The 26047-nt window shown below is 67.3% G+C and carries 24 protein-coding genes and 1 riboswitch; of the genes, 8 read left to right on the top strand and 16 right to left on the bottom strand.

Annotated features, from left to right (window positions below):
• The first annotated feature begins 16 nt into the window (after positions 1–16).
• The 6 genes from ACWIE7_RS00220 (at position 17) to ACWIE7_RS00195 (ending at position 6334) form a co-directional block, all read left to right on the top strand.
• On the top strand, positions 17–2563 hold the full coding sequence (locus tag ACWIE7_RS00220) for a DEAD/DEAH box helicase (protein WP_454068307.1): 2547 nt from the start codon (positions 17–19) through the stop codon (positions 2561–2563).
• Between the two features lie 85 nt (positions 2564–2648).
• Positions 2649–3107, top strand: a complete 459-nt coding sequence (locus ACWIE7_RS00215) for a DUF3817 domain-containing protein (protein WP_452098777.1) — start codon at positions 2649–2651, stop codon at positions 3105–3107.
• Positions 3104–3733, top strand: a complete 630-nt coding sequence (locus ACWIE7_RS00210) for a TetR/AcrR family transcriptional regulator (RefSeq protein WP_230929033.1) — start codon at positions 3104–3106, stop codon at positions 3731–3733. The genes ACWIE7_RS00215 and ACWIE7_RS00210 overlap by 4 nt, the downstream gene beginning before the upstream one ends.
• A gap of 84 nt (positions 3734–3817) precedes the next feature.
• Positions 3818–4633 (top strand): NUDIX hydrolase, encoded by an 816-nt coding sequence (locus ACWIE7_RS00205; RefSeq protein ID WP_454068306.1) that lies wholly within the window; start codon positions 3818–3820, stop codon positions 4631–4633.
• Between the two features lie 64 nt (positions 4634–4697).
• Positions 4698–5720, top strand: coding sequence for a T3SS (YopN, CesT) and YbjN peptide-binding chaperone 1 (locus tag ACWIE7_RS00200; RefSeq protein ID WP_454068305.1), 1023 nt, complete (start codon positions 4698–4700; stop codon positions 5718–5720).
• 53 nt (positions 5721–5773) lie between these two features.
• Complete coding sequence (locus ACWIE7_RS00195) at positions 5774–6334, top strand: hypothetical protein (protein WP_452098774.1); 561 nt, start codon at positions 5774–5776, stop codon at positions 6332–6334.
• Between the two features lie 10 nt (positions 6335–6344).
• Here the strand turns inward: ACWIE7_RS00195 and ACWIE7_RS00190 are convergent, their stop codons facing one another.
• Entirely contained in the window at positions 6345–6710 is a 366-nt protein-coding gene (locus tag ACWIE7_RS00190; RefSeq protein WP_452098773.1) for a YchJ family protein, read from the bottom strand.
• Between the two features lie 108 nt (positions 6711–6818).
• On the opposite strand from ACWIE7_RS00190, the gene ACWIE7_RS00185 reads away from it, so the two are divergent.
• Together ACWIE7_RS00185 and ACWIE7_RS00180 are read left to right on the top strand one after the other, a co-directional pair.
• Positions 6819–7067 (top strand): hypothetical protein, encoded by a 249-nt coding sequence (locus tag ACWIE7_RS00185; RefSeq protein WP_452098772.1) that lies wholly within the window; start codon positions 6819–6821, stop codon positions 7065–7067.
• Between the two features lie 43 nt (positions 7068–7110).
• On the top strand, positions 7111–8667 hold the full coding sequence (locus tag ACWIE7_RS00180) for a fatty acyl-CoA synthetase (protein ID WP_454068304.1): 1557 nt from the start codon (positions 7111–7113) through the stop codon (positions 8665–8667).
• A 33-nt stretch (positions 8668–8700) separates the two neighbouring features.
• Here ACWIE7_RS00180 and ACWIE7_RS00175 read toward each other — a convergent pair whose 3' ends face one another.
• From ACWIE7_RS00175 to ACWIE7_RS00105, 15 genes are all read right to left on the bottom strand, one after another.
• Complete coding sequence (locus ACWIE7_RS00175; RefSeq protein WP_452098770.1) at positions 8701–9561, bottom strand: alpha/beta fold hydrolase; 861 nt, start codon at positions 9559–9561, stop codon at positions 8701–8703.
• A gap of 26 nt (positions 9562–9587) precedes the next feature.
• Positions 9588–10415, bottom strand: coding sequence for an 8-oxoguanine DNA glycosylase OGG fold protein (locus ACWIE7_RS00170; protein WP_452098769.1), 828 nt, complete (start codon positions 10413–10415; stop codon positions 9588–9590).
• 48 nt (positions 10416–10463) lie between these two features.
• Positions 10464–13358 carry an aminomethyl-transferring glycine dehydrogenase gene (gcvP, locus tag ACWIE7_RS00165; RefSeq protein ID WP_454068303.1) on the bottom strand — a complete coding sequence of 965 codons (2895 nt, stop codon included), beginning with the start codon at positions 13356–13358 and terminating at the stop codon, positions 10464–10466.
• Between the two features lie 174 nt (positions 13359–13532).
• Positions 13533–13630, bottom strand: a riboswitch (glycine riboswitch).
• A gap of 34 nt (positions 13631–13664) precedes the next feature.
• Entirely contained in the window at positions 13665–14237 is a 573-nt protein-coding gene (locus tag ACWIE7_RS00160; protein WP_295647885.1) for a MerR family transcriptional regulator, read from the bottom strand.
• A gap of 314 nt (positions 14238–14551) precedes the next feature.
• On the bottom strand, positions 14552–15052 hold the full coding sequence (locus ACWIE7_RS00155) for a bifunctional nuclease family protein (RefSeq protein ID WP_452099055.1): 501 nt from the start codon (positions 15050–15052) through the stop codon (positions 14552–14554).
• A 93-nt stretch (positions 15053–15145) separates the two neighbouring features.
• On the bottom strand, positions 15146–15880 hold the full coding sequence (gene ftsR / locus ACWIE7_RS00150) for a transcriptional regulator FtsR (RefSeq protein WP_454068302.1): 735 nt from the start codon (positions 15878–15880) through the stop codon (positions 15146–15148).
• Positions 15877–16296, bottom strand: a complete 420-nt coding sequence (odhI, locus tag ACWIE7_RS00145; RefSeq protein ID WP_230929096.1) for an oxoglutarate dehydrogenase inhibitor Odhl — start codon at positions 16294–16296, stop codon at positions 15877–15879. Before odhI ends, ftsR begins: the two co-directional genes overlap by 4 nt.
• A gap of 126 nt (positions 16297–16422) precedes the next feature.
• Positions 16423–16827: a glycine cleavage system protein GcvH gene (gcvH, locus tag ACWIE7_RS00140; RefSeq protein ID WP_344994906.1), complete on the bottom strand. Its 405-nt coding sequence runs from the start codon at positions 16825–16827 to the stop codon at positions 16423–16425.
• A 47-nt stretch (positions 16828–16874) separates the two neighbouring features.
• Positions 16875–17636, bottom strand: coding sequence for a CDP-alcohol phosphatidyltransferase family protein (locus ACWIE7_RS00135; protein WP_454068301.1), 762 nt, complete (start codon positions 17634–17636; stop codon positions 16875–16877).
• Positions 17633–19900 carry an accessory Sec system translocase SecA2 gene (gene secA2, locus ACWIE7_RS00130; protein WP_452099054.1) on the bottom strand — a complete coding sequence of 756 codons (2268 nt, stop codon included), beginning with the start codon at positions 19898–19900 and terminating at the stop codon, positions 17633–17635. The genes ACWIE7_RS00135 and secA2 overlap by 4 nt, the downstream gene beginning before the upstream one ends.
• Positions 19901–20018: 118 nt before the next feature.
• Complete coding sequence (locus ACWIE7_RS00125; RefSeq protein ID WP_452098765.1) at positions 20019–21158, bottom strand: hypothetical protein; 1140 nt, start codon at positions 21156–21158, stop codon at positions 20019–20021.
• Between the two features lie 75 nt (positions 21159–21233).
• Entirely contained in the window at positions 21234–22340 is a 1107-nt protein-coding gene (locus ACWIE7_RS00120; RefSeq protein ID WP_452098764.1) for an ATP-binding protein, read from the bottom strand.
• A 143-nt stretch (positions 22341–22483) separates the two neighbouring features.
• Positions 22484–23563: a linear amide C-N hydrolase gene (locus ACWIE7_RS00115; protein ID WP_452098763.1), complete on the bottom strand. Its 1080-nt coding sequence runs from the start codon at positions 23561–23563 to the stop codon at positions 22484–22486.
• Positions 23564–23618: 55 nt separating this feature from the next.
• Entirely contained in the window at positions 23619–24320 is a 702-nt protein-coding gene (locus ACWIE7_RS00110) for a hypothetical protein (RefSeq protein ID WP_452098762.1), read from the bottom strand.
• 152 nt (positions 24321–24472) lie between these two features.
• The gene (locus ACWIE7_RS00105) at positions 24473–25825 is read right to left on the bottom strand and encodes a glutamate decarboxylase (protein ID WP_344994970.1); all 1353 of its coding nucleotides are present in this window, start codon (positions 25823–25825) and stop codon (positions 24473–24475) included.
• Positions 25826–26047 lie beyond the last annotated feature (222 nt).

The raw sequence follows: 26047 nt of genomic DNA, 5'->3' as shown, positions 1-26047 counted from the left end.
GACTAGGCTCGGACGGGTGCATCTGCCCGATCTGCTCGCTGACCTCGACGACGTTCCCGCCGGCCTCCACGACGAGGCGGTGTACGACGCGTTCGTGGCGTGGGCCGCGGACCGGGGCCTGCAGTTGTACCCGGCACAGGAGGAAGCGGTCCTCGAGGTCGCCGCCGGCAGCCACGTCATCCTGGCCACCCCCACGGGGTCCGGTAAGTCGCTGGTGGCGCTGGGTGCGCATTTCGCCGCGATGGCCCGCGGCGTGCGGAGCTACTACACCGCGCCGATCAAGGCCCTGGTGAGCGAGAAGTTCTTCGCGCTGTGCGAGGTGTTCGGCGCCGAGAACGTGGGAATGATCACCGGGGACGCCTCGGTCAACCCCGATGCGCCGATCGTCTGCGCGACCGCCGAGATCGTCGCCAACATCGCGCTTCGCGAGGGGGCCGATGCCGAGATCGGCCAAGTGGTGATGGACGAGTTCCACTACTACTCGGAGCCCGACCGTGGATGGGCCTGGCAGGTGCCGCTCATCGAGCTCCCCGACACGCAGTTCCTGCTGATGTCCGCCACGCTCGGAGACGTCGGCTGGTTGCAGGCCGACCTCGAGGAACGCACCGGTCGGCCCTGCACCCACATCGGCGGCACGCAGCGTCCGGTCCCGCTGAGCTTCGACTACGCCCTCAGCGGCGTTCACGAGTCGGTGGAGATCCTGCTGCGCGAGGGCAAGGCACCCGTCTACATCGTGCACTTCACCCAGGCTGCCGCGCTCGAGCAGGCCCAGGCGCTCACGTCCCTCTCGGTGGCCGACCGTGATCGCAAACGAGCCATCGCGGACGAGATCGGCGGGTTCCGTTTCACCACGTCGTTCGGCCGGACCCTCCGCAAGCTCCTGCTCCACGGGATCGGTGTCCACCACGCGGGGATGCTCCCCAAGTATCGCCGCCTCGTCGAAAAGCTCGCGCAGGATGGCCTGCTCAACGTCATCTGCGGCACCGACACCCTCGGGGTGGGGATCAACGTCCCCATCAGGTCGGTGCTGTTCACGGGGTTGACCAAATTCGACGGCCGCCGTCAGCGAGTCCTCAAGGCCCGGGAGTTCCACCAGATCGCCGGGCGCGCAGGGCGCGCCGGATTCGACACCGAGGGGTTCGTGGTGGTGCTGGCCCCGGAGCACGAGATCGAGAACGCCAAGGCGGCGGCGAAGGCCCTGGCCAACCCCAAGAAGAAGGCCAGGACCGCAAAGAAGAAGCCGCCGGAGGGTTTCGTCAACTGGTCACAATCGACCTTCGACAAGCTCGTCGGCGCCCAGCCGGAGCAGCTCACCAGCCGGTTCGAGGTCAGCAACTCGATGCTGCTCAACGTCATCTCGCGGCCGGGCAGCTGCTACGGCCACATGCGGCACCTCCTGCTCTCGTCCCACGAGACCCGGGCCCGCACACGCCACCACGTACTGCGCTCGATCGAGCTGTTCCGTGGCTTGGAGACCGCGGGCATCGTGGAGCGGCTGGCAGAGCCCGACGACGACGGACGGCACGTTCGACTCACTGTGGACCTCCAGCGCGATTTCGCCCTCAACCAGCCGCTGGCGCCGTTCGCGTTGGCCGCGATGGAGGTCCTGGACCCCGACTCCCCAACCCCGGATCTCGACATCGTCTCGGTTATCGAAGCCGTCCTCGACGACCCACGGCCCGTTCTCTATGCGCAGCAGCGCGAAGCCCGCGGCGAGGCGATCGCCTCGCTCAAGGCCGACGGTGTCGAGTACTCCGAGCGGATGGAGCTCGTCGAGGACATCACGTGGCCCAGACCGCTCGACGACCTCCTGTCCGACGCGTACGACGCCTATCGGGCCGGGCATCCCTGGGTTACGGGGATCGAGCCGTCACCCAAGTCCGTCATCAGGGTGATGGTCGAGCGGGGCATGACCTTCTCCGACCTGATCTCGGCATACGGTCTCAGCCGCTCGGAGGGGGCGGTCCTGCGCTATCTCACCGACGCTTACCGGACCCTCCGCCAGACGGTCCCCGCCGACCTGAGGTCCGAGGAGTTCGACGACCTCGTGGAGTGGTTGGGCGAGCTGGTCCGTCAGGTCGACTCGAGCCTGCTCGACGAATGGGAGCTGCTCACCGATCCCGACGTGTCCTCTGAACAGGTCGCGGAGCTGGCCTTCGGTCAATCGGCCGGCGCGTCCAGGCCTGTCACCGCGAATCGGCGCGCCTTCCGGGTGATGGTGCGAAACGCCATGTTCCGCCGGGTGGAGTTGCTCGCCCGGGACGACATCGAACGGCTCGTCGAACTCGACGACGCCGTCCCCGAGCATCCCGACTGGGATTCCGAGATCGACCCGTACTGGGACGAGTACGACGAGATCGGGACAGGACCCGGCGCCAGAGGCCCTGCGCTGTTCTCCGTCACCGAGTCCGGCCCGGGGGTCGATGCCGGCACGTGGCGCGTCCGCCAGGTTCTCGACGATCCGCAGGGGGACCACGGCTGGGCGATCGAGGCCGTGGTGGATCTGGCAGCCAGTGACGAGGCCGGCGAAGCCAGATTCGCCTCGATCGCGCTGCGCGGGTGAACGCTTCCGGAGCCTGCTCCGAATGGCTGGTCAGAGAGTCCGTACGATATCGAGCGGACCCTGACACGATCATTGGAGGACACCTGTGACCCCCCGCACCCTGTACCTGAGGCTCGCGCTCGCCGAGATGGTGACGTGGACCCTGCTGATCCTCGGCATGATCGGCAAGTACGCCTTCGGGTTGGAGTGGGCCACGACTGTCGGCGGCAGCATCCACGGGTTCGTGTTCCTCTGCTACGCGGTGACGACCGTCGCCGTCTGGATCGACAAACGTTGGTCCTTCGGCACGGGAGTCCTCGGGTTGGCCTCCGCGATCATCCCCTACGCCACCTACCCGTTCGAGAGGTCCGTCCAGCGACGTGGGCTGCTCGCCGGCCCCTGGCGGCTGGGGAAGGACGGGGAGTCCCCCCGGTCGCTGCCGGAGCGGCTCCTCGCGACCGCTCTTCGCTCCCCGATCCTCGCTCTCATCGTGACGGTGATCGTCGTGGCGATCGTCTTCACGCTTCTCCTGGTCGCGGGCAAGCCGACCGAGTGGTTCAGTTGAGCTCCACGCGCGAACCGGGGCGACGCGAACTGAACAAGGCGGACAAGCAGCGGCGCATCCACCAGGCGGCTCGTCAGCTGTTCTCCTCGCGCGGCTACTCGTCCGTGACCACCCAGGAGGTGGCGGAACTCGCCGAGGTCGGCACGGGGACCCTGTTCCGCTACGCCCGATCCAAGGGCGAACTGCTGTGCATGATCGCCAACGAGGACTTCCGGCTCATGGTCGAATCCGTCCCTGACACCGGCGACCCGGTCGAGGATCTCGTCGAACTGTGTGAACCACTGGTCCGGGCACTCGAGAGGCAACCCGAGAACGTCGCCGCCTACCACCGGGAGACGCTCTTCGGCGAGCCCGGTCCGCACCGTGACGAGGCCCAGCAGATCCTCGTGGAGCTCCGCGGCAGCATCGCCGAAGTGCTGGCGCGGCACTGCGGTGGAACGGCGACCGCCGCGCGGCTGACCGGTCCGGCCCAGACCGTCTTCGACGTCATGTACATGACGATCGTGCGCTCCGGAGTCGATCGATCGCCTGATCTCGACCACCGCGGGGAACTCCGCAAACATGTGCGGCGGGTGCTCCACGGGACCCTGGCCGCCGCATCCGCGGTCGGCGCCGAATCGCGCTGAAAACCTCCCCCGGGAGCGTGCGCGGAAGGCTCGGAACCGCACCCCGTTGCCGGCCTCGTCACGGCGACGGGTCAGACTGGCCTCATGAGCGAGGCAGAGCACAACACCGAGCGTCCCGTGAAGGACGCCTCCACTGTGATGGTGATCCGTGACTCCGACGCGGGCCCCGAGGTGTTCGTGGCCCGCCGGGTGAGGGGAATGGCGTTCGCCGGCGGGATGACGGTATTTCCCGGCGGCGGAGTGGATGCCGCTGACGACGATCCGGACCTGGCCTGGACCGGCCCCGAGCCGCACTGGTGGGCTGACCGCCTCGGATGTGAGGAAGCCCGGGCCCGTCGGCTCGTCTGTGCCGCCGCGCGGGAGACCTTCGAGGAGTGCGGCGTACTGCTGGCCGATCATCTCGACGGCTCCCCGGTCTCGGACGCCGGGCGCTATCACGCGGCGCGCGCCGAACTCGAGGGCCATCGCATGACCTTCAGCAACTTCCTCGCCACCGAAGAACTCTCGTTGGCAGCCGGCCGCCTCCGCCCGTTCGACCATTGGATCACCCCCGCCGTGGAGAAGCGTCGCTACGACACCCGGTTCTTCCTCGCGGCACTGCCCGTCGGCCAGGAGCCCGACGATCAGACGACCGAGGTCGACCTGACGATGTGGGCGCGTCCGGCCGATCTGCTGGGCGACTTCCGCTCCGGGCGGTCCATGCTCCTGCCTCCCACCTGGGTACAGCTTCACACCCTGTCGCAGTTCGACGACGTGGCGTCGGCCCTCGCCTCGGAGCGGTCGATCGCCCCGATCGAGCCGGCGATCCTCGAGCATCAGGGCGGTATCCGGGTGGGGTTCGACGGTTCCGACGAGTACTGGGCGGACTATCAGAGAGGCCACGCCGGGGCCGAAGCCTGAACGCCCGCGTCGGACACTCGCGAACCGCTGACGGACAGCGTGACTCGGTGGTTGACTGCGAGGCATGCCGGATTTCGAGTTCGACGTGGATGCGTCGATCGCGGCCGGGTGGGAGCGCTTCGCCGTCCGCCTGGCCGGGTTTCTGCGTGACCTCGTCCCCGGCGCGATCGTCGACCTGACTGTGCCCGTACTGGGCTCGCATGTCGGGCAACCGCCGTTCATCCGATTCACCGCATCGGACGCTGCCGACACCCCCGGGGCGGCCGCCGGCCCGGGTTCGGTCGAGGCGGAGGTGTCCGGTGGAGGTACCGAGGACGACCCGGTCCCGCTGCGTACCGCCCAACTCGACCAGCTCGCGGGCCTGGGCTGGGAGATCCCGAACGAGCTGTCGTCGACCGCCGGCCCCCGGTTACGACTGCCCGCGTACGAGGCCAGTCATCTCTCGCACCTGGTGGCCGGGACCATGGAGCGTGTGTTCGGGATCCCCCACCCCGTGTTCCTGCATGACGTGGTGGATTCCGATGCGGCCGCTCAGGGCAGCCGCCCCGGCGCCGGCCCGCACAACCATCACGAGACGGCTCTGGCGGCCACCGCCGGCCCGGCAGCTCCGGTGGCCGACGACGTCGATTTCCGGCCGATCACGATCACCGACCCGGACCAGGCGACCCGGGCGTTGGGCGCGGCGTTGTCCGAGGTGTACCACGGCCGCGTCGAGGCGGACGAGCATGACGTGTTCACCGTTCCCGCCGGCTGTGTGGTCCTGTTCGTCCGGGCACACAGATCGATGCCCCTCATCGTGTTCCGCAGCCCGCTGGTCGCGACGGTGGAGGACGCCGCCGCCGCCGAGACGGAAGTGGCGATCCTCAATCGTGACTCGCAGTGGTGCCGGTACGTCTTCGACGGCAAGACCATCGTGGCCGAGTCGGAATTCGTCGACAGGGTCTTCGTCCCGGTCAATTTCAAGATCCAACTCGCCGAGATCGTGGCGGAACTGGATGATGTCTACTCGGATCTCGCTCGTCGCGTCGCCGGCAAACAATGGCGCGACCTGCACTCTGCTGACGACTCCGGGCCCGGCGAACAGTAATATGTGACTCTGCCGGGACCGGCCCGGTGTACGGCCCGTCCCAGGAGCGTCCCATGCGCCGCGTCGTCCTCGCCGCCATACTCGCGGCCACGGCAGCCGTTTCCGGCGCCTGCTCGTCGTCCCCGTTCGGTTCCGACGAGCATCGCCCCACCCACGCCCCGGCCGGTTCGGCTGCGGGTCCGGTGCCGACATCCCGGCAGTTCGACCGCCCGTTCCCGGTCGCCGGTGAATCCTGGGACGCGACCGTCACCCTCTCGAACCTCCGGATAGTCCCCGCCAGCGCCTACGCGGACACGGTGCTCGCAGTCGACGTGCGCGCGGTCCAGTCCGCCGGACAACCCGAGATCGGACCAACGACCATCACGGCCTACTCCCCCTCCGGTGCTCAGTTCGAACGGATCGAGGACCCGGCCGGGCTGATACCGGACCCGCTCGTCCCCACCGTCATGACCTCACCGGGTCAGGAGATCCGGGGCATGGTGGCGTGGAAGATGCCCGCCACGGACCGCATCGGTCGTCTCGAGGTGACCACGCCGCGGACGCTGGCCTCGGTCACCGTCACACTCCAGCCCGCCGATCCCGCCGTCCAGACGACCAACTCGTCCGCATCCTGAGCCGCCCGGATCACGCGCCGTCCAGATACACCCAGCGTCCGCCGCGGCGCCGGAACTCGGATCGCTCCCGCATGATGCCGGGACCGTCCACGTCGGTGAAGCGCGCCTCGAATTCGACGACGCCGCCGTCGTCGTCATCCACTCCCGCGACCACCTCCAGGACGGTGAGCCCGGTCCACTTCGTCCCGCCGACCTCCACGGTTTCGGGCCTGGTCCGTGGGTGCCACGTGCGCCAGAGATGGTCCGGTCGCTCCAGCGCGAACGCCGTATAGCGGGACCGCATCAGCTGCTCGGCGGTCCTCGCCGGGACCCCGTCATCGACGAGGGGTCCGCAGCAGTGCCGGTAGTCCGCGCCTCCGCACGGGCATGGGGTCATGGTGTTCTCCGTTCGTTCAGCGCCCGGCCAGGCTACCCGGGGTCCCGCCCCCGTTCGGGCGCGCGTCGCCGTGCTCGGGCGACGGAAGGGACTAGCCTGGCCCATGTCATGGCCTCCCTTTCCTCCTTGCGGTCGCTCGCGCGCCGCCGCTCCGACCCCGATCTCGCACCTCTGCGGGTCCGGTCGTGTCGAGACCTGTGCAACTGGAACGCGACCCCCGTGGAGCGTCGCGGGGAGCCGCTGTTCGCCTGCCGGGGCTGTGGCTCGCAATGGGTTCCGAGCGAGCACTGGACCCCACGCGAGGCCAGTGGGCACATCCCGCCGGAGGTCCTCGAGATTCTCCGCGCCGAAGACTGACGTCGCCCGAACGGGAGTAGGGCACCCGCTATAGGGTCACCACATGACAACACCCCCTCTCCCCGTCATGTCGGCCGCGAGCGCCGGGACCGTCGATGCCGTGCTTCGCCGTTCCGCCTCCCGATTCCCCGATCGGGTCGCCCTGACCTTCGCCGACCGCCGCTGGTCGTACTCGGAACTCGACGCCGCCGTGGACAGGGTCGCAGCCGAGCTCACCTCGCGGGACCTGGAACCGGGCTCCCGCATCGCGGCCTACGGGGTCAATTCCGACGCGTATCTCATCGCCTTCCTCGCGACCTCGCGCGCCGGCTACACCCACGTCCCTGTCAACTACGCGCTCACCGGCGGAGAACTCGAGTACCTCCTCACCGATTCCGGGGCGTCGTTGGTGCTCGTCGACCCGGCGCAGGCGCCGACGCTGGATGCGGTGCTCGGCAACCTGCCCGGCCTCAGCTCACTCGACCTTCAGCCCGCCGCCGGCGGGCACGTCGACGGTACGGTGCTCGGCACCGCACTGGCGTCCGGTGAGACCACGCCCGTGGACTCCCCCGCCTCCGGCACCAGCCTGGCGCAGCTTCTCTACACCTCGGGGACCACCTCGCGGCCCAAGGGCGCGATGATGACGCATTCCGCGCTCATCCACGAGTACGTGAGCTGCATCCTGGCGCTGGACTTCGACATCGACGACGAGCCGCTTGTCGCGATGCCCCTCTATCACTCGGCGGCGATGCATGTCTTCGCGCTGCCGTACCTCTCGCTCGGCGCCACGGTGCATCTGATGGCCGCGCCGGACATCCCGGAGATCCTCCGCCGCGTCGAAGAGGACGGCATCAGGTCCCTCTTCCTGGCGCCGACGGTCTGGGTCCCGCTGGCCTCGCATCCGGATCTGGAGACGCGCGACCTGTCCAGCCTCACCAAGGCGCAGTACGGCGCATCGATCATGCCGGTCACCGTCCTCCAGCGGCTCCGGACGAAGTACCCGGACCTGGGTTTCTACAACTGCTTCGGCCAGTCGGAGGTCGCCCCGCTCGCCTGTGTACTCCGGCCCGAGGAGCACGATGCCCGCCCGGCCAGCGCCGGTCGCTCAGTGTTCTTCGTCGAGGCCCGTGTCGTCGACGAGACGGGGGCGGAGGTCCCCGACGGGGAGCGCGGAGAGGTGGTGTACCGCTCGCCCCAGCTGTGCAGCGGCTATTGGAACAAGCCCGAGGCCACCGAGGAGGCGTTCCGCGGCGGATGGTTCCATTCCGGGGACCTGGTCGTGCGCGACTCCGAGGGTTTCCTCGAGGTCGTCGACCGCATCAAGGACGTCATCAACACCGGCGGGGTCCTGGTGGCATCACGCGAGGTCGAGGACGCGGTCTACCGGGACGAGCGCGTCGCCGAGGTCGCCGTGATCGGCACCCCGGATCCCAAGTGGATCGAGGCCGTCACCGCGGTCGTCGTCCTCAAGGTCGGCGCCGACGCCACCCAGGCCGAGATCATCGACGGGACCCGCGCCCACCTCGCACCGTTCAAGGTGCCCAAGCGCGTCGTCTTTGTCGATGAACTCCCCCGCAACCAGTCCGGCAAGCTCCTCAAGCGCGAGCTCCGGCAGGACTGAGCCGGTCCCGCCCCGGGGACGCTGGCGTATCGATCACACGGTGCTCCGACGAATCCGGGCCAGCACCTCTTCGGAGATCAGTTCAGGGTACTGCTCCGGCAACCAGTGTCCCCCTCCCCGGACCGGGACGAACCGGTAGTCGGCGGCCATCCGGCTCGCCGTGGCCTCCGCACCGCTGCGTGCGATCGCCATGTCCCGGTCTCCCCAGACGAAGGTCGTGGGCACGGCCACGTCCGGCAACTCGTATCTCCGCATCGCCCGGTACCAGTTGAGCGCTCCGGTCAATCCGGCTCGAACACCCACCACGTTCAGGTGTTCGGCCACCAGCTCCTCGGGGACGTCGCCGGCGAACATCTCCCGCAGCCGCCGTGCCCCGTCCGCCAGCAGAACGTCCTCAGCTTTTCCCTGCTGGCGGAACAGAGCGAAATAGGCCGAGCGCTGCTGTTGGTCAGGATCCGTCGCCACCGCGTCCGCGAATGCTCCGAGGTGGGGAACGGAGACCGCCGTCAACGACGCGAGCGCGGTCGGCCGGTGCGCTGCCAGCCACCATGCCACGGACGCGCCCCAGTCGTGTCCGAGGAGATGGACGGGCCCGAGTTCCAGATGCCCCGCAACGGCGAGGACGTCCTCCGTCAGGCGCTCGATCGCGTAGTCCCCGACCTCGGCCGGCCGGGCCCCGGGCGAGTACCCGCGCTGCAACGGGGCCACGACCCGCACACCGTTGCGAGTGAGAAGCTCCGCCACAGGCCGCCACTCGTGGGCACTCTCGGGAAAGCCGTGGAGAGCCAGTACCGTGGGCGCCGGCTGTCCACCGGGTAGCGGCTCGACCGCATCCCACACGAGCACATCGAGTTGTCCGACCTGGATGTCGACCGTCCTGCTGCGGAGCCTCATGGCCGGACACTATCGCCTCGGACTGCTCACCGTGGCCGCCTGTCCCGAGGAGGCCGGGCGACCGCGGCCGCGTCCGCTGTCCGCGAGCGGCGATGATGCCAGACCCGGACGAGCCACATCTCCACCACCAGGGGATCGACGGCGCACTCCGCCGCCCACTCCTCGACCACGTCCAGGTAGCGCTGGAACCGACGAGGGGTGAGCCGCGACGCGGAGTCCACCTCGGTCCAACCCGAGTGGATCAACGTCCCGATCCCCGCGGGGTCGACAGGAACGATGCGCTGATCGGACCACGCCATCGCGAGCGAGGACAGATAGAGCGACGCCAAGGGGTAGCCGAGGTCGGGAACCCCTCGGCCGGCCCTCCCCTCGGGGGCACCGTGCCGCAGCAGGTTCATCGCCTCCGCGGGGGCGTCGAGCCAGTCGACGACGTCATGCAGGACGAGCGGGTAGCCGTGGGAGGAGACGGATCGCCACCCGGCCCGGTCCCGATCGGGTGCCCGGAAATCCGGGAGGCCACGCCTGATCCCCGAGCGTGTGGGATGCGAGGACAACCAGGCCGCGCACATGTACAACGCGACCACGGATTCCTCCAGACTGCCCCGCGCCCGTCTCCCCGCAGCCCACAGGTCGCTCCGCCGCAGATAGCCGGTACCTGTCTCGACCCGGCCACCATCCGGACCCCCACCCACGAGCCGCAGGTCGACGCCCTTCTCCGCCAGTCTCAGATTCCAGAGGTCGAGATCCACCCCCACGTACTCGTCCGCCACCAGCAGCGCCGGCGGCTGCACCCTGCACCAGTCGGCGCAGGCCTCGGGAAGCGGTGGAATGTGGCCGGGTCCGGTCGTGGTCATACCCGCACGGTGTCACGCGGGTCCGACATCAACGGGCCCCGGAGCCGGTCAGTCGTCGGCGAACGCCTCCAACGGCGGGCACGAGCAGACCAGGTTCCGATCGCCGTAGGCGCCGTCGATTCGACGAACCGCAGGCCACACCTTCGGCCGCCACGTGGTGCCGAGCGGATAGCCGGCGACACTGCGGGGGTACGGGTGGCCCCACTCGTCCGCGGACACGCTCTCCGCGGTGTGCGGGGCGCCGCGCAGCGGATTGTCGTCGACCGGCCACTCCCCGGCCGCGACGCGGTCGATCTCGGCCCGGATCGACGCCATCGCATCGCAGAACGCGTCGAGTTCGGCGAGATCCTCACTCTCCGTGGGCTCGACCATGAGGGTGTTGGGGACCGGGAAGCTCATGGTGGGGGCGTGGAAGCCATAGTCCGCGAGCCGCTTGGCGACGTCGTCGATCGATACGCCCACCGAGTCGATGAGTGGACGGATGTCGAGGATGCACTCGTGTGCCACCCAGCCGCCCTCGCCCGAGTAGAGGACCGGGAAGTGCTCGCCGATCCGGCGGGCCAGGTAGTTTGCGCTGGCGATCGCGGTGAGCGTGGCCCGCCGCAGGCCGTCGGCCCCCATCATTCGGATATAGGCCCAGGTGATGGGCAGGATCGACGCCGAGCCGAAGGGCGCCGCGGCCACCACGCCGCCCGAGCCCAGACCGTCCACATGCGGATGACCCGGCAGGAACTCGCGCAGGTGCTCGGCCACCGCCACGGGCCCGACGCCCGGGCCGCCTCCGCCGTGCGGGATGCAGAACGTCTTGTGCAGGTTGAGGTGACTGACATCGCCACCGAAACGGCCCGGACGAGCCACACCCACGAGCGCGTTGAGGTTCGCACCGTCGATGTACACCTGGCCGCCGGCATCGTGGACGATCGCGCAGATCTCTTCGATATCGTGCTCGTAGACCCCGTGGGTCGACGGGTAGGTGATCATGATCGCCGAGAGCTCACCCGCATGCTTGTCGACCTTGGCCTTGAGGTCGTCCACGTCCACGTCGCCGTTCTCGCGACACTTCACCACGACGACCTTCATGCCCGCCATGACCGCCGAGGCGGCGTTGGTGCCGTGGGCCGAGGACGGGATGAGACACACAGTGCGGTCGTCGTCCCCGCGGGACCGGTGGTAGGCGCTGATCGCGAGCAGACCCGCGTACTCGCCCTGGCTCCCCGCGTTCGGCTGCAGGCTGACGGCCGCATACCCGGTGATGTCGACGAGCCACTGCTCGACGTCGCCGACCAGCTGCCGGATACCGGCGTTCTGGTCCGCCGGCGCGAACGGGTGGAGCCGATTGAACTCCGGCCACGTGATGGGTTCCATCTCCGTGGTCGCGTTGAGCTTCATCGTGCAGGAGCCGAGCGGGATCATGGTGCGATCCAGCGCCATGTCCTTGTCCGACAGCGCACGCAGGTAGCGAAGCATCGCGGTCTCGGTGCGGTAGCGGACGAACGCCTCGTGCTCGAGGAACGAGCTCGTGCGGTCACCGTAGGTCGGGTCGACCATCACTTCGAGGCCGGCGGCGTCGGCCACGTCCTCGACCCGGGCTCCGAAGGCCTCGAGCACGAGGGAGACGTGGTCCCCGGTCGTGGCTTCGTCACAGGAGATGGACACGTGGTCGTCGTCGACCTTCCACAGGTTGACCCCGCGCTCGGCCGCCGCGGCGAGCACCTCGTCGGCACGGCCCGGGATGCGCGCCAGAACCGTGTCGAAGAAATCATCGTGGACCACCTCGACGCCGGCCATCACGAGCCCGTCCGCCAGCACCGCCGCGTGCGCATGGACGCGCCGCGCGATCGCTGTGAGTCCCTCGGCACCGTGGTAGGAGGCGTACATCGCGGCGAGCACCGCGAGCAGTACCTGCGCGGTGCAGATGTTCGACGTGGCCTTGTCCCGGCGGATGTGCTGCTCCCGCGTCTGCAACGCGAGCCGGTACGCGACGCGCCCGTCCGCGTCCGTCGACACGCCCACCAGACGCCCGGGGAGGTTACGGGCGTGCGCGGTCCGGCAGGCCAGGAAACCGGCGTGCGGGCCGCCGAACCCCATCGGCACACCGAAGCGCTGGGTGGTGCCGAAGCACGCGTTCGCACCCTTCTCCCCCGCCGGGGTCAGAACGGTCGCCGACAGCAGGTCCACTCCAGCGGCGACCATCACGCCGCGCTCGTGGCACTCCTCGATCAGCTTGGACACGTCCGCGATCCGGCCCGAGGCGCCGGGGGTCTGGACGAGGGCGCCGAAGAACTCGCCCTCCGGCAGGCCGCCGTCGATGAGATTCGCGGTGACGATCTCGATGCCCAGGGGCTCGGCGCGAGTGGCGAGGATCGCCGCGGTCTGGGCGAAGACATCGACGTCGACGGCGAAACGGTGACTCTTGGACGAACGGTTGGCCCGCCGCAGCATCGTCATGGCCTCGGCAGCCGCGGTGCCCTCGTCGAGCATGGAGGCGTTGGCCATGTCCATACCGGTCAGGTCCGAGACCATCGTCTGGAAGTTGAGCAGGGCCTCGAGTCGCCCCTGGCTGATCTCCGGCTGATACGGGGTGTAGCCCGTGTACCACGCGGGGCTCTCGATGATGTTCCGGATGAGGACCGGCGGGGTGAGCGTGTCGTAGTAGCCCTGACCGATCATCGACACCGCCACCGTGTTGCGGTCCGCCAATGCTCGCAGCGCCGCGAGCGTGTCCGCCTCCGACAGTGGTTCGGGGAGGGCATCGATTCCGGCGGCGCGACCGTCAGACCCCACCTCGTCCACGATCACCGACGGGAAAGCCCTGTCCGCGAGTTCGTCGAGAGACGACACCCCGATGGTGTCCAGGATGCGGGCGAGCCCGTCGTCGTCGGGCCCCAGATGGCGGGAGACGAACTCGCCTCCGGTCCGGGCGGTGTGCGGGGTCGTCGTCACAGGTGCTCCTCGAAGGGCGGGGCCACCCGGGATGGGCGGCCGGCGGGCCGGTGCTACCCTCTCCGCTCTGTCCCCTGCCGACTGACGCCGGCGCCTGAGAGATTCGCCGACCGGACCGCCGGCCGACTTTCCCCGTGGGCGGGTGGTCGATTCCACCGCTCTCCAGAGGCGCTCGTCGACTACACGGTCCGGGTGCCTGAGAGATTCTCGGAGAGGAGTTGCTCCTTCGGCGCCCGCGGCACGAGGCCGCGGGACTCTCCCGTGAGTCGCGTGAACGCGTCCCCGAGTCTAGACGACGCGGGCGCCCTAACCGGTACGCCGTGACGCCCGCGCACGCCGCCTGGCGGCGAGCTCGTCCTCGAACGGGGCGACGATGTCGTCCTCGGTGACGGTCTCCGCCGGGAATTCCGAGATAGACCCGGCCAGCTCGCGCATGGCACCGCCGATGCCGATCCCGAATACTCCCTGTCCACCCTGCAGGAGGTCGAACACCTCTTCCTTGGAGGTGCACTCGAACACCGTTCGCCCGTCCGAGAAGAGAGTGATCGTGGCCAGGTCCTGAACACCGCGCGACCGGATCTGATCCACGGCCTTGCGGATGTTCTGCAGCGAGATGCCTGTATCCAGCAATTGCTTCACGATCTTCAGGACGAGAATGTCCTTGAACGAGTACAGGCGCTGGCTTCCCGACCCGGCCGCGTTGCGGATGGACGGCACCACCAGGTCCGTACGAGCCCAGTAATCCAGCTGACGGTACGTGATGCCCGCGATCTGGCAGGCAATCGGAACGCGGTATCCGCTCGTTCCGTCCGGGATCCCGTCGTCCGGGAACAGCCCGGGCTGCACCTCGTCGAACGTGGCCTGCGTGGCCTCGTTCACATCCCCGAAGGGATTGTTCGACTCTGCAACGACGGTCGGCTCCGGAATCCGGGGGTGGTCGGCCACGTTTGCTCCCTCAAGCTGCGGGTGCCGCCACCTTCGTGGCCGCACGGTACCGGGCCGCGAGGCCCGAATCCTGGACGCGTGAACACCATCGGTGTAGTTCACTGAGGGCAACGCTATGCCTGCCGTCCCCCTCGATCAATAGGACACGCGGTAAACCTCAACCTCAAGTTGAACTTTAGAGTCTTCGCCTGCCTGGGAGAAGGTAGTCAAGTGACTCATGTGACTTGAAAAACTGCAGGTCAGCACACTCAGGACGACGGACTTCCGGGATCCTCGGTCGGCCCGCCCTCTCCGAGGAAGTCATCGGGACTGACCTGGTCGAGGAACTCGCGGAAGGCCTCGACCTCCTCCTCGCCCTGCTCCACCAGAGAGATCCCGACCTCGTCGAGTACCTCCTTGCTCACCAGGACCGGTGCAGAGGTGCGCAGCGCCACGGCCACCGCGTCGGACGGCCTCGCCGAGACCCTCGTCGTTCCGAACACGAGCTCGGCGATGAACGTCCCCTCGGACACCCCGACGATCTCGACCTGCTCCAGGGACTGAGAGAAGGTCTCGAGAAGAGTCACCACGAGGTCGTGGGTCAGTGGTCTGCTCGGCTTGACGCCCTGCTGTTGGAGACTGATCGCGGCGGCCTCGGACGCGCCGATCCAGATCGGCACGTACCGGCCCCCCTCCTTCTCATGCAGGACCAGGACGGGTGCGTACTCGGGCTCCTCGAAACGGATTCCGACCACGTCGACCTCACGCATATTGCTCACCATTGTCTCCGCCTCTCGACATCTCCAGCGTAGCCTTCATCCGCGGCCCGGCGAGCGGAGCGCGCGCCGGGCGGGCCGGCAGGTTCAGGATTCGAGCGCGTGGCGCACGGCGACGGTCACGAGAGTCGAGTGAAGCGCAACAGACAGCGCCGCGATCTCACGAGCCAACTCTGCGGCACGGTCGCGCGCATCGGCATCCCCCTGGCGCGCGACCGGCCCGGCGATCTGAGCGATGAGGCCGGTCTGGCGATCCGCCGCCGTCCGGAAGCCCCGCAGGTGCCGGACGTCCACACCATGGGCGCCCAGGTCGTGGGCGGCGCGAGCGATCAGCACCGACTCGGGATCGAAAAAGCCACCCTGTCCGGCCGTGATGAGTCCGGCGTCGATCAGGGAGTCCACGAACTCCGCCTCCACGCCGGCCTGCTCGACAACGTTCTCGCGGGTCATCCGCTTCAGCGCATCGCTGCGGAAATCGTCAGGTTCGGACCCCGGAACGCCCTCGGATCCGGGGCGCGGAAGCAGAGTGGTCGTCGATCCGTCGGCGATCGCCGCGTCGAGGGCATCCAGCTCCTGCCGGATCACCTTCAACGGGAGATACCGGTCACGCTGCGCCGTCAGGACATACCGGAGTCGTTCGCGGTCCTCGACGCTGAACCGCCGGTAACCACTCGGCGTCCGCTGCGGCGTCACCAACCCCTCGTTCTCGAGGAACCGGACCTTTGACACCGTCAGATCCGGAAACTCCGGCGTCAGTAGTGCGATGACCCCGCCGATGGAGAGAAACTCCTCCCCGGCGGCGCCATGACCGGCTGCGGTCACTGCCCGGGCGTACCCGTCAGGAACACCAGACGGAACTTGCCGATCTGCACCTCGTCGCCGTTGGCGAGCGACGCGGAATCGACCGGCTCGCGGTTGACGTAGGTACCGTTCAGCGACCCGACGTCCACGACGGTGAAGCTGCCACCCTCGCTGCGGAACTCCGCGTGCCGTCGGCTCACCGTCACGTCATCGAGGAAGATGTCGCTGTCCGGATGCCGACCGGCGGAGGTCGTGGCCTGGTCCAGCAGAAAGCGCGATCCGGCGTTGGGGCCACGCTTGACCACGAGAAGGGCCTGCCCCTCGGGGAGCCCCTCGACACCGGTCACCGACGAGTCCGACTGAGCCGCCTGCTGATCGGTTTCATTGAGGAGCTCCGCGCGGAACACGGAGGTGGTCTCGGCGGTCGCCTCGGGCATGTTCTTGTTCTCGGTCACGTTCGTCTCTCCTCGTCTGAGCCCGGGCGTGGGGCTCACGGTGCGCTGCAATTGATTCTATGCCGGACTACCCATCCGCGGGGCCGGGGGGCGGACCAGTCGATCCGCTCACCCCTCCGTGATCTTGGCGTACCCGTCCGAGTCCAGGGTCTGCTCGAGCTGCGCCTCGAGGTCGTCGACATCGGAGATCTCCAGGACGATGATCCAACCCTCCCCGTACGGGTCCGAGTTGACCAGTTCCGGAGAAGTCTCGAGCGCCGAGTTGACCTCGACGACTTTTCCGGTCAGCGGTGCGTACAGATCGGAGACGCTCTTGGGGGACTCGACCTCGCCGAAGGACTCACCGGTCTCCGTCTCCCCGCCGACCTCAGGGAGCTGGACAAAGACGATATCGCCGAGCTTGGACTGCGCGTACTCGGTGATGCCGATGCGGACGCGGGTATCCGACACCCGCTCCACCCACTCATGCTCATCGGTGTACCGGAGCTGGTCGGGGATGTTCTGATCGCTCACTGACGTGCCCTTCTCGAGTGGCTCACTACAGATTCCATCTGGCGACATTACACACCGTCGGACGCCCTCACATCAGTCGATCCGTCACGAGCGGGAAGAGCCACAGTGGTTCTGCGTGCCTGCCAGACATAGATGCCCCCACTCCAGACATAGAGACCGACGCCCCAGTAGAGACATGCTTCGCCGACGACCTCCAGACCCGGGGCTCCCACGACCCCCGCATTACCCGCCAGAATCAGCGGCAGGGACCAGAACAGCGCAAACGTCGCCGCCTTGCCCAGGTAGGTCACCTCCGGCTCCAGTCCCCGCCGGCGATAGACCGGCAGCGTCACCAGCAGCAACGCGTCACGGACGAGCAGCACGACGACAACCCACAGAGGGATATAGCCGGCTATCACGAACGTGACGGGGACGACCGCGACGAGGATCCGATCAGCGATCGGATCCAGCTTCTCCCCCCAGGTCGACCGCATGTTCCACAATCGCGCGATCTTGCCGTCGAGCCAGTCGGAGACGACGACCACCCCGAGCAACCACAGTGCCAGCGTCGGTGCGTCCCACACCAGGACCGCCACGACCAGGACGGGAATCAGGGCGATACGACAGAGCGAGATCGCGTTGGGAAGCGTCCAGAATCGGTCGCTCACCCCTCTTGCGCGGGGCGACACCTCGGCGCCGAGCCCCGGTGGAACCGCTGCCGAGAGGTGTCCTCCCCGGGGCGGCGGGATCTTGGCCCCGAGAACCTTGCCCTCGCCGGTTCGCCATTCGCGCAGATCGGTTTCTCGCCTGCCGTCGCGTGCCGTGCTCATCGGAACGTGGACATCATCCCGGAAAAGACACTTCCGCCGGCCGCCATCGGGTTGTCGTGAACCATGTATGTCCAGGTCGAGGTGGGCCGCGCCATCTCGTTGGCCGCGAGATCCACACCGGAGTCGGAGAACTCGATCTCGTCGAAGGTCTTCTCCGACTCGGTGACCGCATCGGAGGCGAGATCCCGGAAGTGATCGATAGCGATCCGGTGGAATTCATCGAGTGGGTTCTCACGACCCAGGGCGCGAAGGTGGATCGATTCCCTGACGTCGTTCATCGCTTCCAGATGCTCGGCCCAGCCCCGGTCCAGATGCCAGAGCATGATCTCCCGACAGCCCCGGACCACGGCGTCCCGACCGTGGGCGTCGACCAGGCGCGCGCTGCGCTCCGGGTCGTGTTCTGTCAGTTCTTCGAACGCCTTGTCAGTGAGCAGGAGCGTCGAGCGTCTCTCGGCGAGGATGTCACGCTGCTCCGCCAGTAGTCGGCTGTAACGCCAGGTATTGGAGTGGATCTCCAGCATCTGTCCCTCAGTGACCCGCTGCGCATGATCCACGGCATCCCGCCCGCGATTGCCCTTGAGTACCCCGGAGATCCGGTCGTGGGCGGTGGGCAGCTTCTCCGGCTCGAGGGCGGAGGTGACGACCGGGTCGTCCATGGCGGCGAAGAAGACCGAGCTGCCCGGATCGCCCTGACGTCCGGCCCGGCCTCGGAGCTGGTTGTCGAGGCGCTCGGTACGGTGCCTGCCGGTCCCGACCACGTGCAGGCCACCGAGTTCCACCACCTCATCGCGACGCGACTCATCGGATCCTCCCAGACGGATATCCGTACCTCGACCGGCCATCTGCGTGGATACCGTGACATTGCCGATGTCACCGGCCTCCGCGATGATCGTCGCTTCCTCCTCGTCGTTCTTGGCGTTGAGCACGGCGCACTCGACGCCCTTCTCCGCCAGCCGGGCCGCGAGCGCTTCGGACTCGGCGACGTCATGTGTGCCGACGAGCACGGGCCGCCCGGTCTCATGTATCGAGGCGACATGATCGACGATGGCGCGGGTCTTACTGTCGGAATCGATGTAGGTCCGGTCTGCCTCGTCGAATCGGATGTTCGGCCGGTTGGGCTCGATCTGCGAGACCCCGAGCGAATAGAACTCCCGTAGCTGGGGGCCGGCGGCCAACGCGGTTCCCGTCATCCCGCAGACCTTGGCGTAACGACCGATGAACCCCTGGACGGTGAGACTGTCGAGGATCTCTCCCGACTCCGATACGGCCACCTCCTCTTTGGCCTCGACCGCTGCTTGGAGGCCGTCCGGCCAGCGCTGCAGCTCGGCCACGCGACCACGCGAGGCATTGACCAACTGCACTCTGCCGTCACGGACGATGTAGTCGACATCCCGCCGCAGGAGGAAGCACGCGTGCAACGCCACATTGACCTGGACGAGAGTGCTGCCCACATGGTCCGCGTCGTAGAGGTCGTTGATTCCCAGTTCCTTCTCGACGGCCTCCGCGCCATCATCGGTCAGATAGATGTTGCGTCGTTCCGAGTCGGTCTCGTAATGCCGTCCGGGACGGAGCTTTCTCACCGCCGCCAGGACCTCTCCCGTGGGCGCGTCTCCCGACTTCGAACCGGCGAGAACCAGCGGGACCAGGGCCTCGTCCACGAGAACCGAGTCGGCCTCGTCCACGATCGCCACATCGGTGGCCGGCGAGATCCGGTCGTCGGGATCGGTCACGAGCTGCTCGCGCAGCACGTCGAATCCGATCTCCGACACCGAACCGTAGGTGATATCGCTGGCATACGCCGCGCGCCGTTCCTCGCGCGTCGCCCCCTCTGTCACGAAGCCGACAGAAAGGCCCAGGAGCTCGAACATCGGTCCCATCCACCGGGCGTCGCGGACTGCGAGGTAGTCGTTCACCGAGATCACGTGCACCGTGTGGCCCTGGAGGGCGTAGCCGGCTGCCGCGATGGCACCGGAGAGCGTCTTGCCCTCACCGGTGGCCATCTCCACGACGTCTCCCTCGAACATTCTCAGCGCGCCCTGGAGCTGGACGTCGAACGGTCGAAGGTCGACCGTCCGGGTGGCCGACTCTCTGGCCAGCGCGAGAAACCGGGCGAGGTCCTCCGCGGACTCGCCGAAGAGCTTCAACCGGTGGGCGGTGTCCGCGAACTCGCCGTCGGCCAATCCGGCCGCCCAGTCGTCGAAATCATGCGAGGCCTCGACCGCGCTCTGCGCACGTGAGGTGTCCCGGCCCTGGGTGGAGCCCATCAGCTTCCAGAAGCGGTTGGCGAATCCCACGCGCGGCGTCCTTCCCGGTCACGAACAGATGCTCCCACCGTACGCAGAACACGACAGGCCGGGGCCCTCGCCCCGCCGGTCGCGGGCACTACTGATCCGGGTCGATCTGCCCACGCAATCTGCGCATCGCTTCTGTCGAGAGCATCCGGTCCCCCGCCCGGGCCGCCAGATGCTCGGCGGCAAGGTCAGCGTGACTCGGCTGGTGACGTGACGAAGGCGGACGAACGCCGTTCGCCCTGGCGATCCCGGCGAGCCGTTCCGCTTCGGCGACAGCCGTGTCGGCACGTGTTTCCACGGATTCCACCAGCTCTCGAAGCGCTACGGCCCGCTCGACCACCTCGGCCCAGGCCCCGTCGATCAACGCCCCCATACCGGTGAGTGTGGTGAAGCCGTCACCGGCCGGTGGCACCCCGGCCGACGCCGCGGCCTCGCGAAGACGGCACAGATCGCCGGAAAGTCCGATGACCTCGCTCTCCGCATCGAACTGGAGGCGGATCTCCTCCACGGAGCGACCACCGCGTACGAAGGCCGCCGACAGCCGGTCATACAGACCCCCGACCTCCATGAGCATCGCGGTGTACATCTCCGGGATCCTCCGACGATCCGAACGGATCTGAGGCAGCGACGGCAGCGATTGAACGACGGACTGCATCCGTTGTGGAAGAACCACCCGTCCCATCTCGCGTTGCCCGAATGCGGCGGCGACGGTTCCGAGTTCCCCCAGGGTGCGAGGCACCAGTGGCACCGGTGCCATGGTCGGAGTCGACGCCAACGCATCGAACAGACGCCCTCGGTCGTCGGTGTCCAGGTGGACACCTCTCCTGCGATCTGCCCGGATGTCCTTGATGCGGAACGCGAAGACCCCGGCGCCCCTGGTGAAGCCCGTACGTAAGACCATGTATTTACGATCGAGGTCAGCCAATCGGGTGCGAAGCGCCATCCGAAGCATCGACGGTGCCGGGGAGTCGATGATCCGCCGTAGATCATGGCGTTGCTCTTCGATGACCCTGACCTGGTGGAAGCCGCCGACTGTGGGGAACGCGAGATTGCGGTGCAGCCGGGCGCGAACCACTTCAGCTATCCGTGGTTCCACCAGGCCACATGCCACCAGTAGAGCGGCGCGGTCTGACAGTTCGGAAATCGGGGGGTCGCCCTCCCCGTGACACATCCTGTCGACGTCGGAGACGATCCGATCCCGTGCCGTGCGCGCCGTGCTCTCGCGTTCCATGCACCCTCCTCGCCCGGTACCCACAATGGCACCTCGATGTCACGGGATACCACAACGGATATAACGAAGGACGAGTCACGCCTGTTCCCCTTCCATCCCGGGAATCGGCACCATCACATCACCTCCGGCTTCCTCTGTCAGACGACGACCCATCTGGATGACGCTCGGCGCGGAGATGAAGCCCCCGGCGAACAGAGCCTGCCCCTGTGGGAAACCGCTCGCCTGCTGGATCAGATCGTCTCCGACGAAGCCGAACACCTCGGCCAGCTCCGTCAGGTCTCGCGGCGAGTTGATCCGCATGAGACCCAGGTTGTCGCACTGGGACAGCACATTGGGGTGGATTTTGCCCGGACGCTGGGTCGACAACAGGAGCCAGAGGCCGAACTTCCGTCCCTCCGCGGCGATCTGGATCAGCTGCCGGGTCAGGGCACGCTCGACGTCGGTCTCGGGCGCGGGTGAACACACGTTGTGCGCCTCGTCTATCACGATGAGGAGCGGTCGCCGCTCCTCCCGTCGCTCCCACAAGTGCTCCAGTACCGCCAACGCCGCGACCTTCGACTCCGAGGGGTGGGGGAACCCGCCCAGGTCCATCACCGTCGCCCGCGGACGCCGGTCGATCTCGTCGATGACAGAACCGGAACCGCGTGACCACAGGCTCCACTCGAGCACCTCGAGGTTCTCCATCCGATACGACAGCCGCACCTCACCGGGGTCGGACGACGTCCGCAGCCGTTCGACCACCGTGTCCTCGTCGAACGCGTCGCGGCGCACGTCGGCACGCAACAGGACGTTGTACTCCTCTGCATCGGCGATCGGATCGAGCTGGAGCAGCGCCGCCTTGGATGACGACGACAGGTCGAGGTAGCGGACCCTCAGCGGCTCCCCTACCCCCGAGGATGAGCGGAAGACCCTGATATCGCGATCCGTCAATCGGGAGGCGTCAGCAGGGTCTGCGTCTACCCTCGGTTCGGACAGCCGGACATAGTCGGCGTTGGGGTCGAAGATCACCATGGGCAGGTCCGTCTCGAGCAACAACTGCTCGAGCACGACGCCCAGCGCGTAGGTTTTTCCGCTACCACTCTGACCACACCAAAAGGTGTGGCGGTTGAAGCGTCTCGCATCCAGCACCGCGTCAGCCCCGGGTTCACCGGCGACCGTGCCGATCGTCAGTTTCGTCGTCATCGGAATCTCCTCGTCACCCGTGGTTTCGCGCTCTGCTGCCGGGGCCGTCACCGTTTCGCGCTGCTACCGAATTCCGACGTCACCGCGGAGACGACCCAGGGGCGCCGGCACGCAATGGCCGGCGCCCCTGCGTCCCAGCTGCATCATTTCCGGGTGCCGACCAGGTTCTGCACGGAGGCTGCCAGCACGGCGAACTCGTCCTGCTTCCGGGCTATGTACTCAAGAGCCCGGACGCCGGTGGCGAGCACCTCAGAGGTGAAGTCGTCCACTTCGTGGAACTCCTCGGACACGTTTCCCGCGAGTCCGCCCTCCAGGGCCATCCGTCCCACGAGGTCGAGCCGGCTACTGCCGGAGCCCTCGCCGAAGTCCATGTCCGCGAGATCCACCCAGACGATGTTGGGGCGGGTCGTCGACTCGAAGACATAGCGCTTGTTGGTCAGATCAAGCACCACCTGCCAGATCGTCTGAGAGGCATCCGGCTTACCCGGCTCCGGGGTGCGGAAAGGCTGGGCTGCGTTGCGGATGATGCTGAACATCGCGGCGATCGCGTCGAGCTGGGTCTCGGGCTGGACCTGGTTCTCGACGTAGAACGACGCCCGCGCGAAACGGTCGCTCGCCAACGTCGAGCCGGGGAGCGGTGCGTCTCCCCCGAGTCCCCGGATCTGCTTTACGAGCTCAAGCTGCTTGTCGAACGTCGGAGAATTGGTCATAACCTTGTGGTCACGACTGTGGTAAATGGTGGGCGTGCCATCGACGTATTCGATGATGGCGGAGTCGCCGGTCGCGTCGTTGATCGCCAGGTGCAGCGTGGGGACGAGGTGTCCCGTGGGGTCGAAGAGCTGGGCGATCCCGACCTCGGTGGACCGGGTCCACTCCACCGCTTCGGCGACCGTCGCGAAGTTGTCCAGGTAGTACTGCAGCCAGACCGACTGGCTGAGCTGCGTTGACGTCGGCTCGGGCTTTCCATAGTCGGACTCCGTCAGCCACAGGATGTGGCCTGCGAACCCTTCCTCGTTCATTCCGTCAGTGGCGATGAGATCAAAGGCGGTGGCCACGAGACTGCCGTACTTCGCGGTCCACGTGAGGTTCCCCTGCACACCGTCATTCCGCTCGACCCCTCGCGGGACCTTCCAGAGGTTGGTCAGCAGGTCCATGTGGAAATCCATATTCCTGCCGACGATGACCGCCCCGTTGGCATCTGGCCACAAAACTCGCGTGCACATGTGAGAGGCACGTCCTTTCTCATGGATCTTGTCTGAAAAACTGTGGGCGCGCGGCTCAGGATGCCGCTGGCGCGGCTTCGGATTCCCGATGGTTCCAGCTGAGCTGGGGTAGCGCGATAGCCGAGGCGGAGAAGAAGCAGATTGCACCGATAAAGGTGCCCCAATTGGCCACCGTCGCGTTCTCGAGCGAGCCGTTCGAGAGGACGAACGCACCTACCGCGGAGACGCCGAAAGCGATACAGCCGACCATGTTGATGTGCGCGGACCACCACCCGGACTGGCCCGGTTCCCACAGGGTGGACCGCTCGCGATAGTAGGCGACGTAAACAAACGCGGCGCTGATGACGAAGGCGACAGAACCGCCGGCGTCCGGATTCCACACCAGTCGCTCATCAGCCTGCACGGTCTGTGCACTCAGAGCCGCACTGGTGCTCACATTGAAGAGGATCGTGCCGACGCTCTGGATGGCTGCGGCCAGCCAGACTGCCCGGAACATCCTCCCCCGCCCGTAGTCGACTTCGGTCGTGGCCGGCCCGCTGAGGATCGTCTGCATGAGTCCTGCGGCGGTGAAGAACCACGCTCCGATGAAGCAGAGCATGTTGGTCAGGTTCGACGAGCCGAGATCCCAGATCGCCACTGCCGCGCCCACCGCGAACAACGTTGATCCGATCATGAAGGACCAGGACTGCTTGGTCAGCGTCGGAACCAGGATCGGGAGCGCTCGGCCGGCGGCAGAGCCAGCTCGGGAACGGGTCATGGAAATGTCCACCATCCAGCGGGTCAGAAGAGTGCAGGGGGTCGGAGACGGAAGTCCGCCCGGGCCGGAAACCTCCGGCCCGGGCGGTTCATCCGCTGAGGGCGCGTCCGTCGCGCCCAGGCCGGGCGCAACGGGCTCGGCCCCGGCTCACGTCAGTGCGTGAAGTTGGTCCGGGGACGCTCGCGTGGGATCGGCGCATCGAGGTTCTCCAGGAAATCGACCTCTTCCTTGATGGCGTCGAGCAGCAGGCCTGCGAGGTCCCGGCTCAGGCCGAGGCGGACGACGATGCGCTGGACGACCATGTCGGAGAGGTTGTCGGGCATCGGGTAAGCGGGCACCTGCCACCCGCGCATCCGCAGACGATCGGCGAGGTCGTACAGGTCCCAGTTCCGGTCACCCGGGTTGAGCTTCCACGCGAAGACGGGGATCGTGTCACCTCGACTGACGAGGGTGAACTGACCCATCTTCCCGATCTCGGAGGACAGGTAGGTCGCGACGTCGATCGATCCCTGCTGGACCGCCCGGTAGCCCTCACGGCCCAGACGCAGGAACTGGTAGTACTGCAAGAGCACCTGCGCACCCGGACGCGAGAAGTTCAGTGCCAGGGTGGGCATGTCGCCACCCAGGTAGCTCACGTGGAAGATCAGACTCTCCGGGCAGACGGCCTTGTTCCGCCACACAACCCAGCCGACGCCGGGGTAGACCAGACCGTACTTGTGGCCCGAGGTGCTGATCGAGTTGACGCGGTCGATCTTGAAGTCCCACTCCAGCTCCGGCTGGCAGAACGGGGCGACCATCGCTCCCGAGGCACCATCGACGTGGATCTTCACATCGAGACCGGTCGAGGCCTGGATCTCGTCCAGCTTTGCGGCGATCTCCTTCACCGGCTCGTAAAGACCGGTGTAGGTCTGGCCGAGGATGGCAACCACACCGATGGTGTTCTCGTCGACGTACTTCTCCAGCTCGAAGCCGTCGAGCACGAGGTGCTCCTCGGTGACCGGCACGTAGCGGGCCTCGACGTCCCAGTAGTTGCAGAACTTCTCCCAGACGACCTGGACGCCGGCCGACAGGATGAGGTTGGGCTTCTCGGTGGATTTACCCTCTGCCTTGCGCTTCTCCTGCCACAGGCGCTTGAGCGCGAGCCCGCCCAGCATGCAGGCCTCGGAGGACCCGACAGTGGAGGTTCCGATGGTGTCCTCGGTGTCCGGGACGTTCCACAGGTCGGCGAGAATTCGCCAGCAACGATCCTCGATGGCCGCCGTGGCCGGGTACTCGTCCTTGTCGATCATGTTCTTGTCGGCGGTCTCGGCATAGATCTTCTGCGCGTTCTCATCCATCCAGGTGGAGACGAACGTCGCGAGATTCAATCGCGAGTTCCCGTCGAGCATGGCCTCATCGTGGACGATCTGATAGGCCGTCTCACCGGACATCATGTCCTCGGGCATCTTGAACTTGGGCAGGGAAGTCGCCTCACCCGGACGTGCGAACACCGGGTTGATCTCCAGCTGCGTAGCGGCTGACTGCGAAGCGGCGTCGCGGTACGTCTCTGACACGTGGGTCCTCACTTCTCTCGGCTATCGGATAGCCGGGCGGACGACGTGAACGGATGGGCGGTCGCTTTCCGGCAAACCTCAATGACCCTCCGGCCCTCTTGCCTCCCAGCTGGCCTAACGGTACCCCAGAAATATAAGCCATCCCTGATGAGCGCACAGACGTATCGGTACTTG

The organism is Dietzia sp. NPDC055343 (assembly GCF_053645265.1).
Note: the sequence above shows the minus strand (reverse complement) of the source record. Positions and strands in the feature narration are given on the sequence as shown.

Excerpts from the sequence above, each read along its gene's own strand:
- ACWIE7_RS00170 (WP_452098769.1), bottom strand. The coding sequence starts at position 10,415 with ATGACCACGACCGGACCCGGCCACATTCCACCGCTTCCCGAGGCCTGC.
- ACWIE7_RS00195 (WP_452098774.1), top strand. The coding sequence starts at position 5,774 with ATGCGCCGCGTCGTCCTCGCCGCCATACTCGCGGCCACGGCAGCCGTT.
- odhI (WP_230929096.1), bottom strand. The coding sequence starts at position 16,296 with ATGCCCGAGGCGACCGCCGAGACCACCTCCGTGTTCCGCGCGGAGCTC.
- ACWIE7_RS00115 (WP_452098763.1), bottom strand. The coding sequence starts at position 23,563 with ATGTGCACGCGAGTTTTGTGGCCAGATGCCAACGGGGCGGTCATCGTC.
- ACWIE7_RS00155 (WP_452099055.1), bottom strand. The coding sequence starts at position 15,052 with ATGCGTGAGGTCGACGTGGTCGGAATCCGTTTCGAGGAGCCCGAGTAC.
- ACWIE7_RS00120 (WP_452098764.1), bottom strand. The coding sequence starts at position 22,340 with ATGACGACGAAACTGACGATCGGCACGGTCGCCGGTGAACCCGGGGCT.
- ACWIE7_RS00180 (WP_454068304.1), top strand. The coding sequence starts at position 7,111 with ATGACAACACCCCCTCTCCCCGTCATGTCGGCCGCGAGCGCCGGGACC.
- secA2 (WP_452099054.1), bottom strand. The coding sequence starts at position 19,900 with ATGGGCTCCACCCAGGGCCGGGACACCTCACGTGCGCAGAGCGCGGTC.
- ACWIE7_RS00190 (WP_452098773.1), bottom strand. The coding sequence starts at position 6,710 with ATGACCCCATGCCCGTGCGGAGGCGCGGACTACCGGCACTGCTGCGGA.
- ACWIE7_RS00110 (WP_452098762.1), bottom strand. The coding sequence starts at position 24,320 with ATGACCCGTTCCCGAGCTGGCTCTGCCGCCGGCCGAGCGCTCCCGATC.
- ACWIE7_RS00185 (WP_452098772.1), top strand. The coding sequence starts at position 6,819 with ATGGCCTCCCTTTCCTCCTTGCGGTCGCTCGCGCGCCGCCGCTCCGAC.
- ACWIE7_RS00135 (WP_454068301.1), bottom strand. The coding sequence starts at position 17,636 with ATGAGCACGGCACGCGACGGCAGGCGAGAAACCGATCTGCGCGAATGG.
- ACWIE7_RS00125 (WP_452098765.1), bottom strand. The coding sequence starts at position 21,158 with ATGGAACGCGAGAGCACGGCGCGCACGGCACGGGATCGGATCGTCTCC.
- ACWIE7_RS00200 (WP_454068305.1), top strand. The coding sequence starts at position 4,698 with ATGCCGGATTTCGAGTTCGACGTGGATGCGTCGATCGCGGCCGGGTGG.
- ACWIE7_RS00175 (WP_452098770.1), bottom strand. The coding sequence starts at position 9,561 with ATGAGGCTCCGCAGCAGGACGGTCGACATCCAGGTCGGACAACTCGAT.
- ACWIE7_RS00205 (WP_454068306.1), top strand. The coding sequence starts at position 3,818 with ATGAGCGAGGCAGAGCACAACACCGAGCGTCCCGTGAAGGACGCCTCC.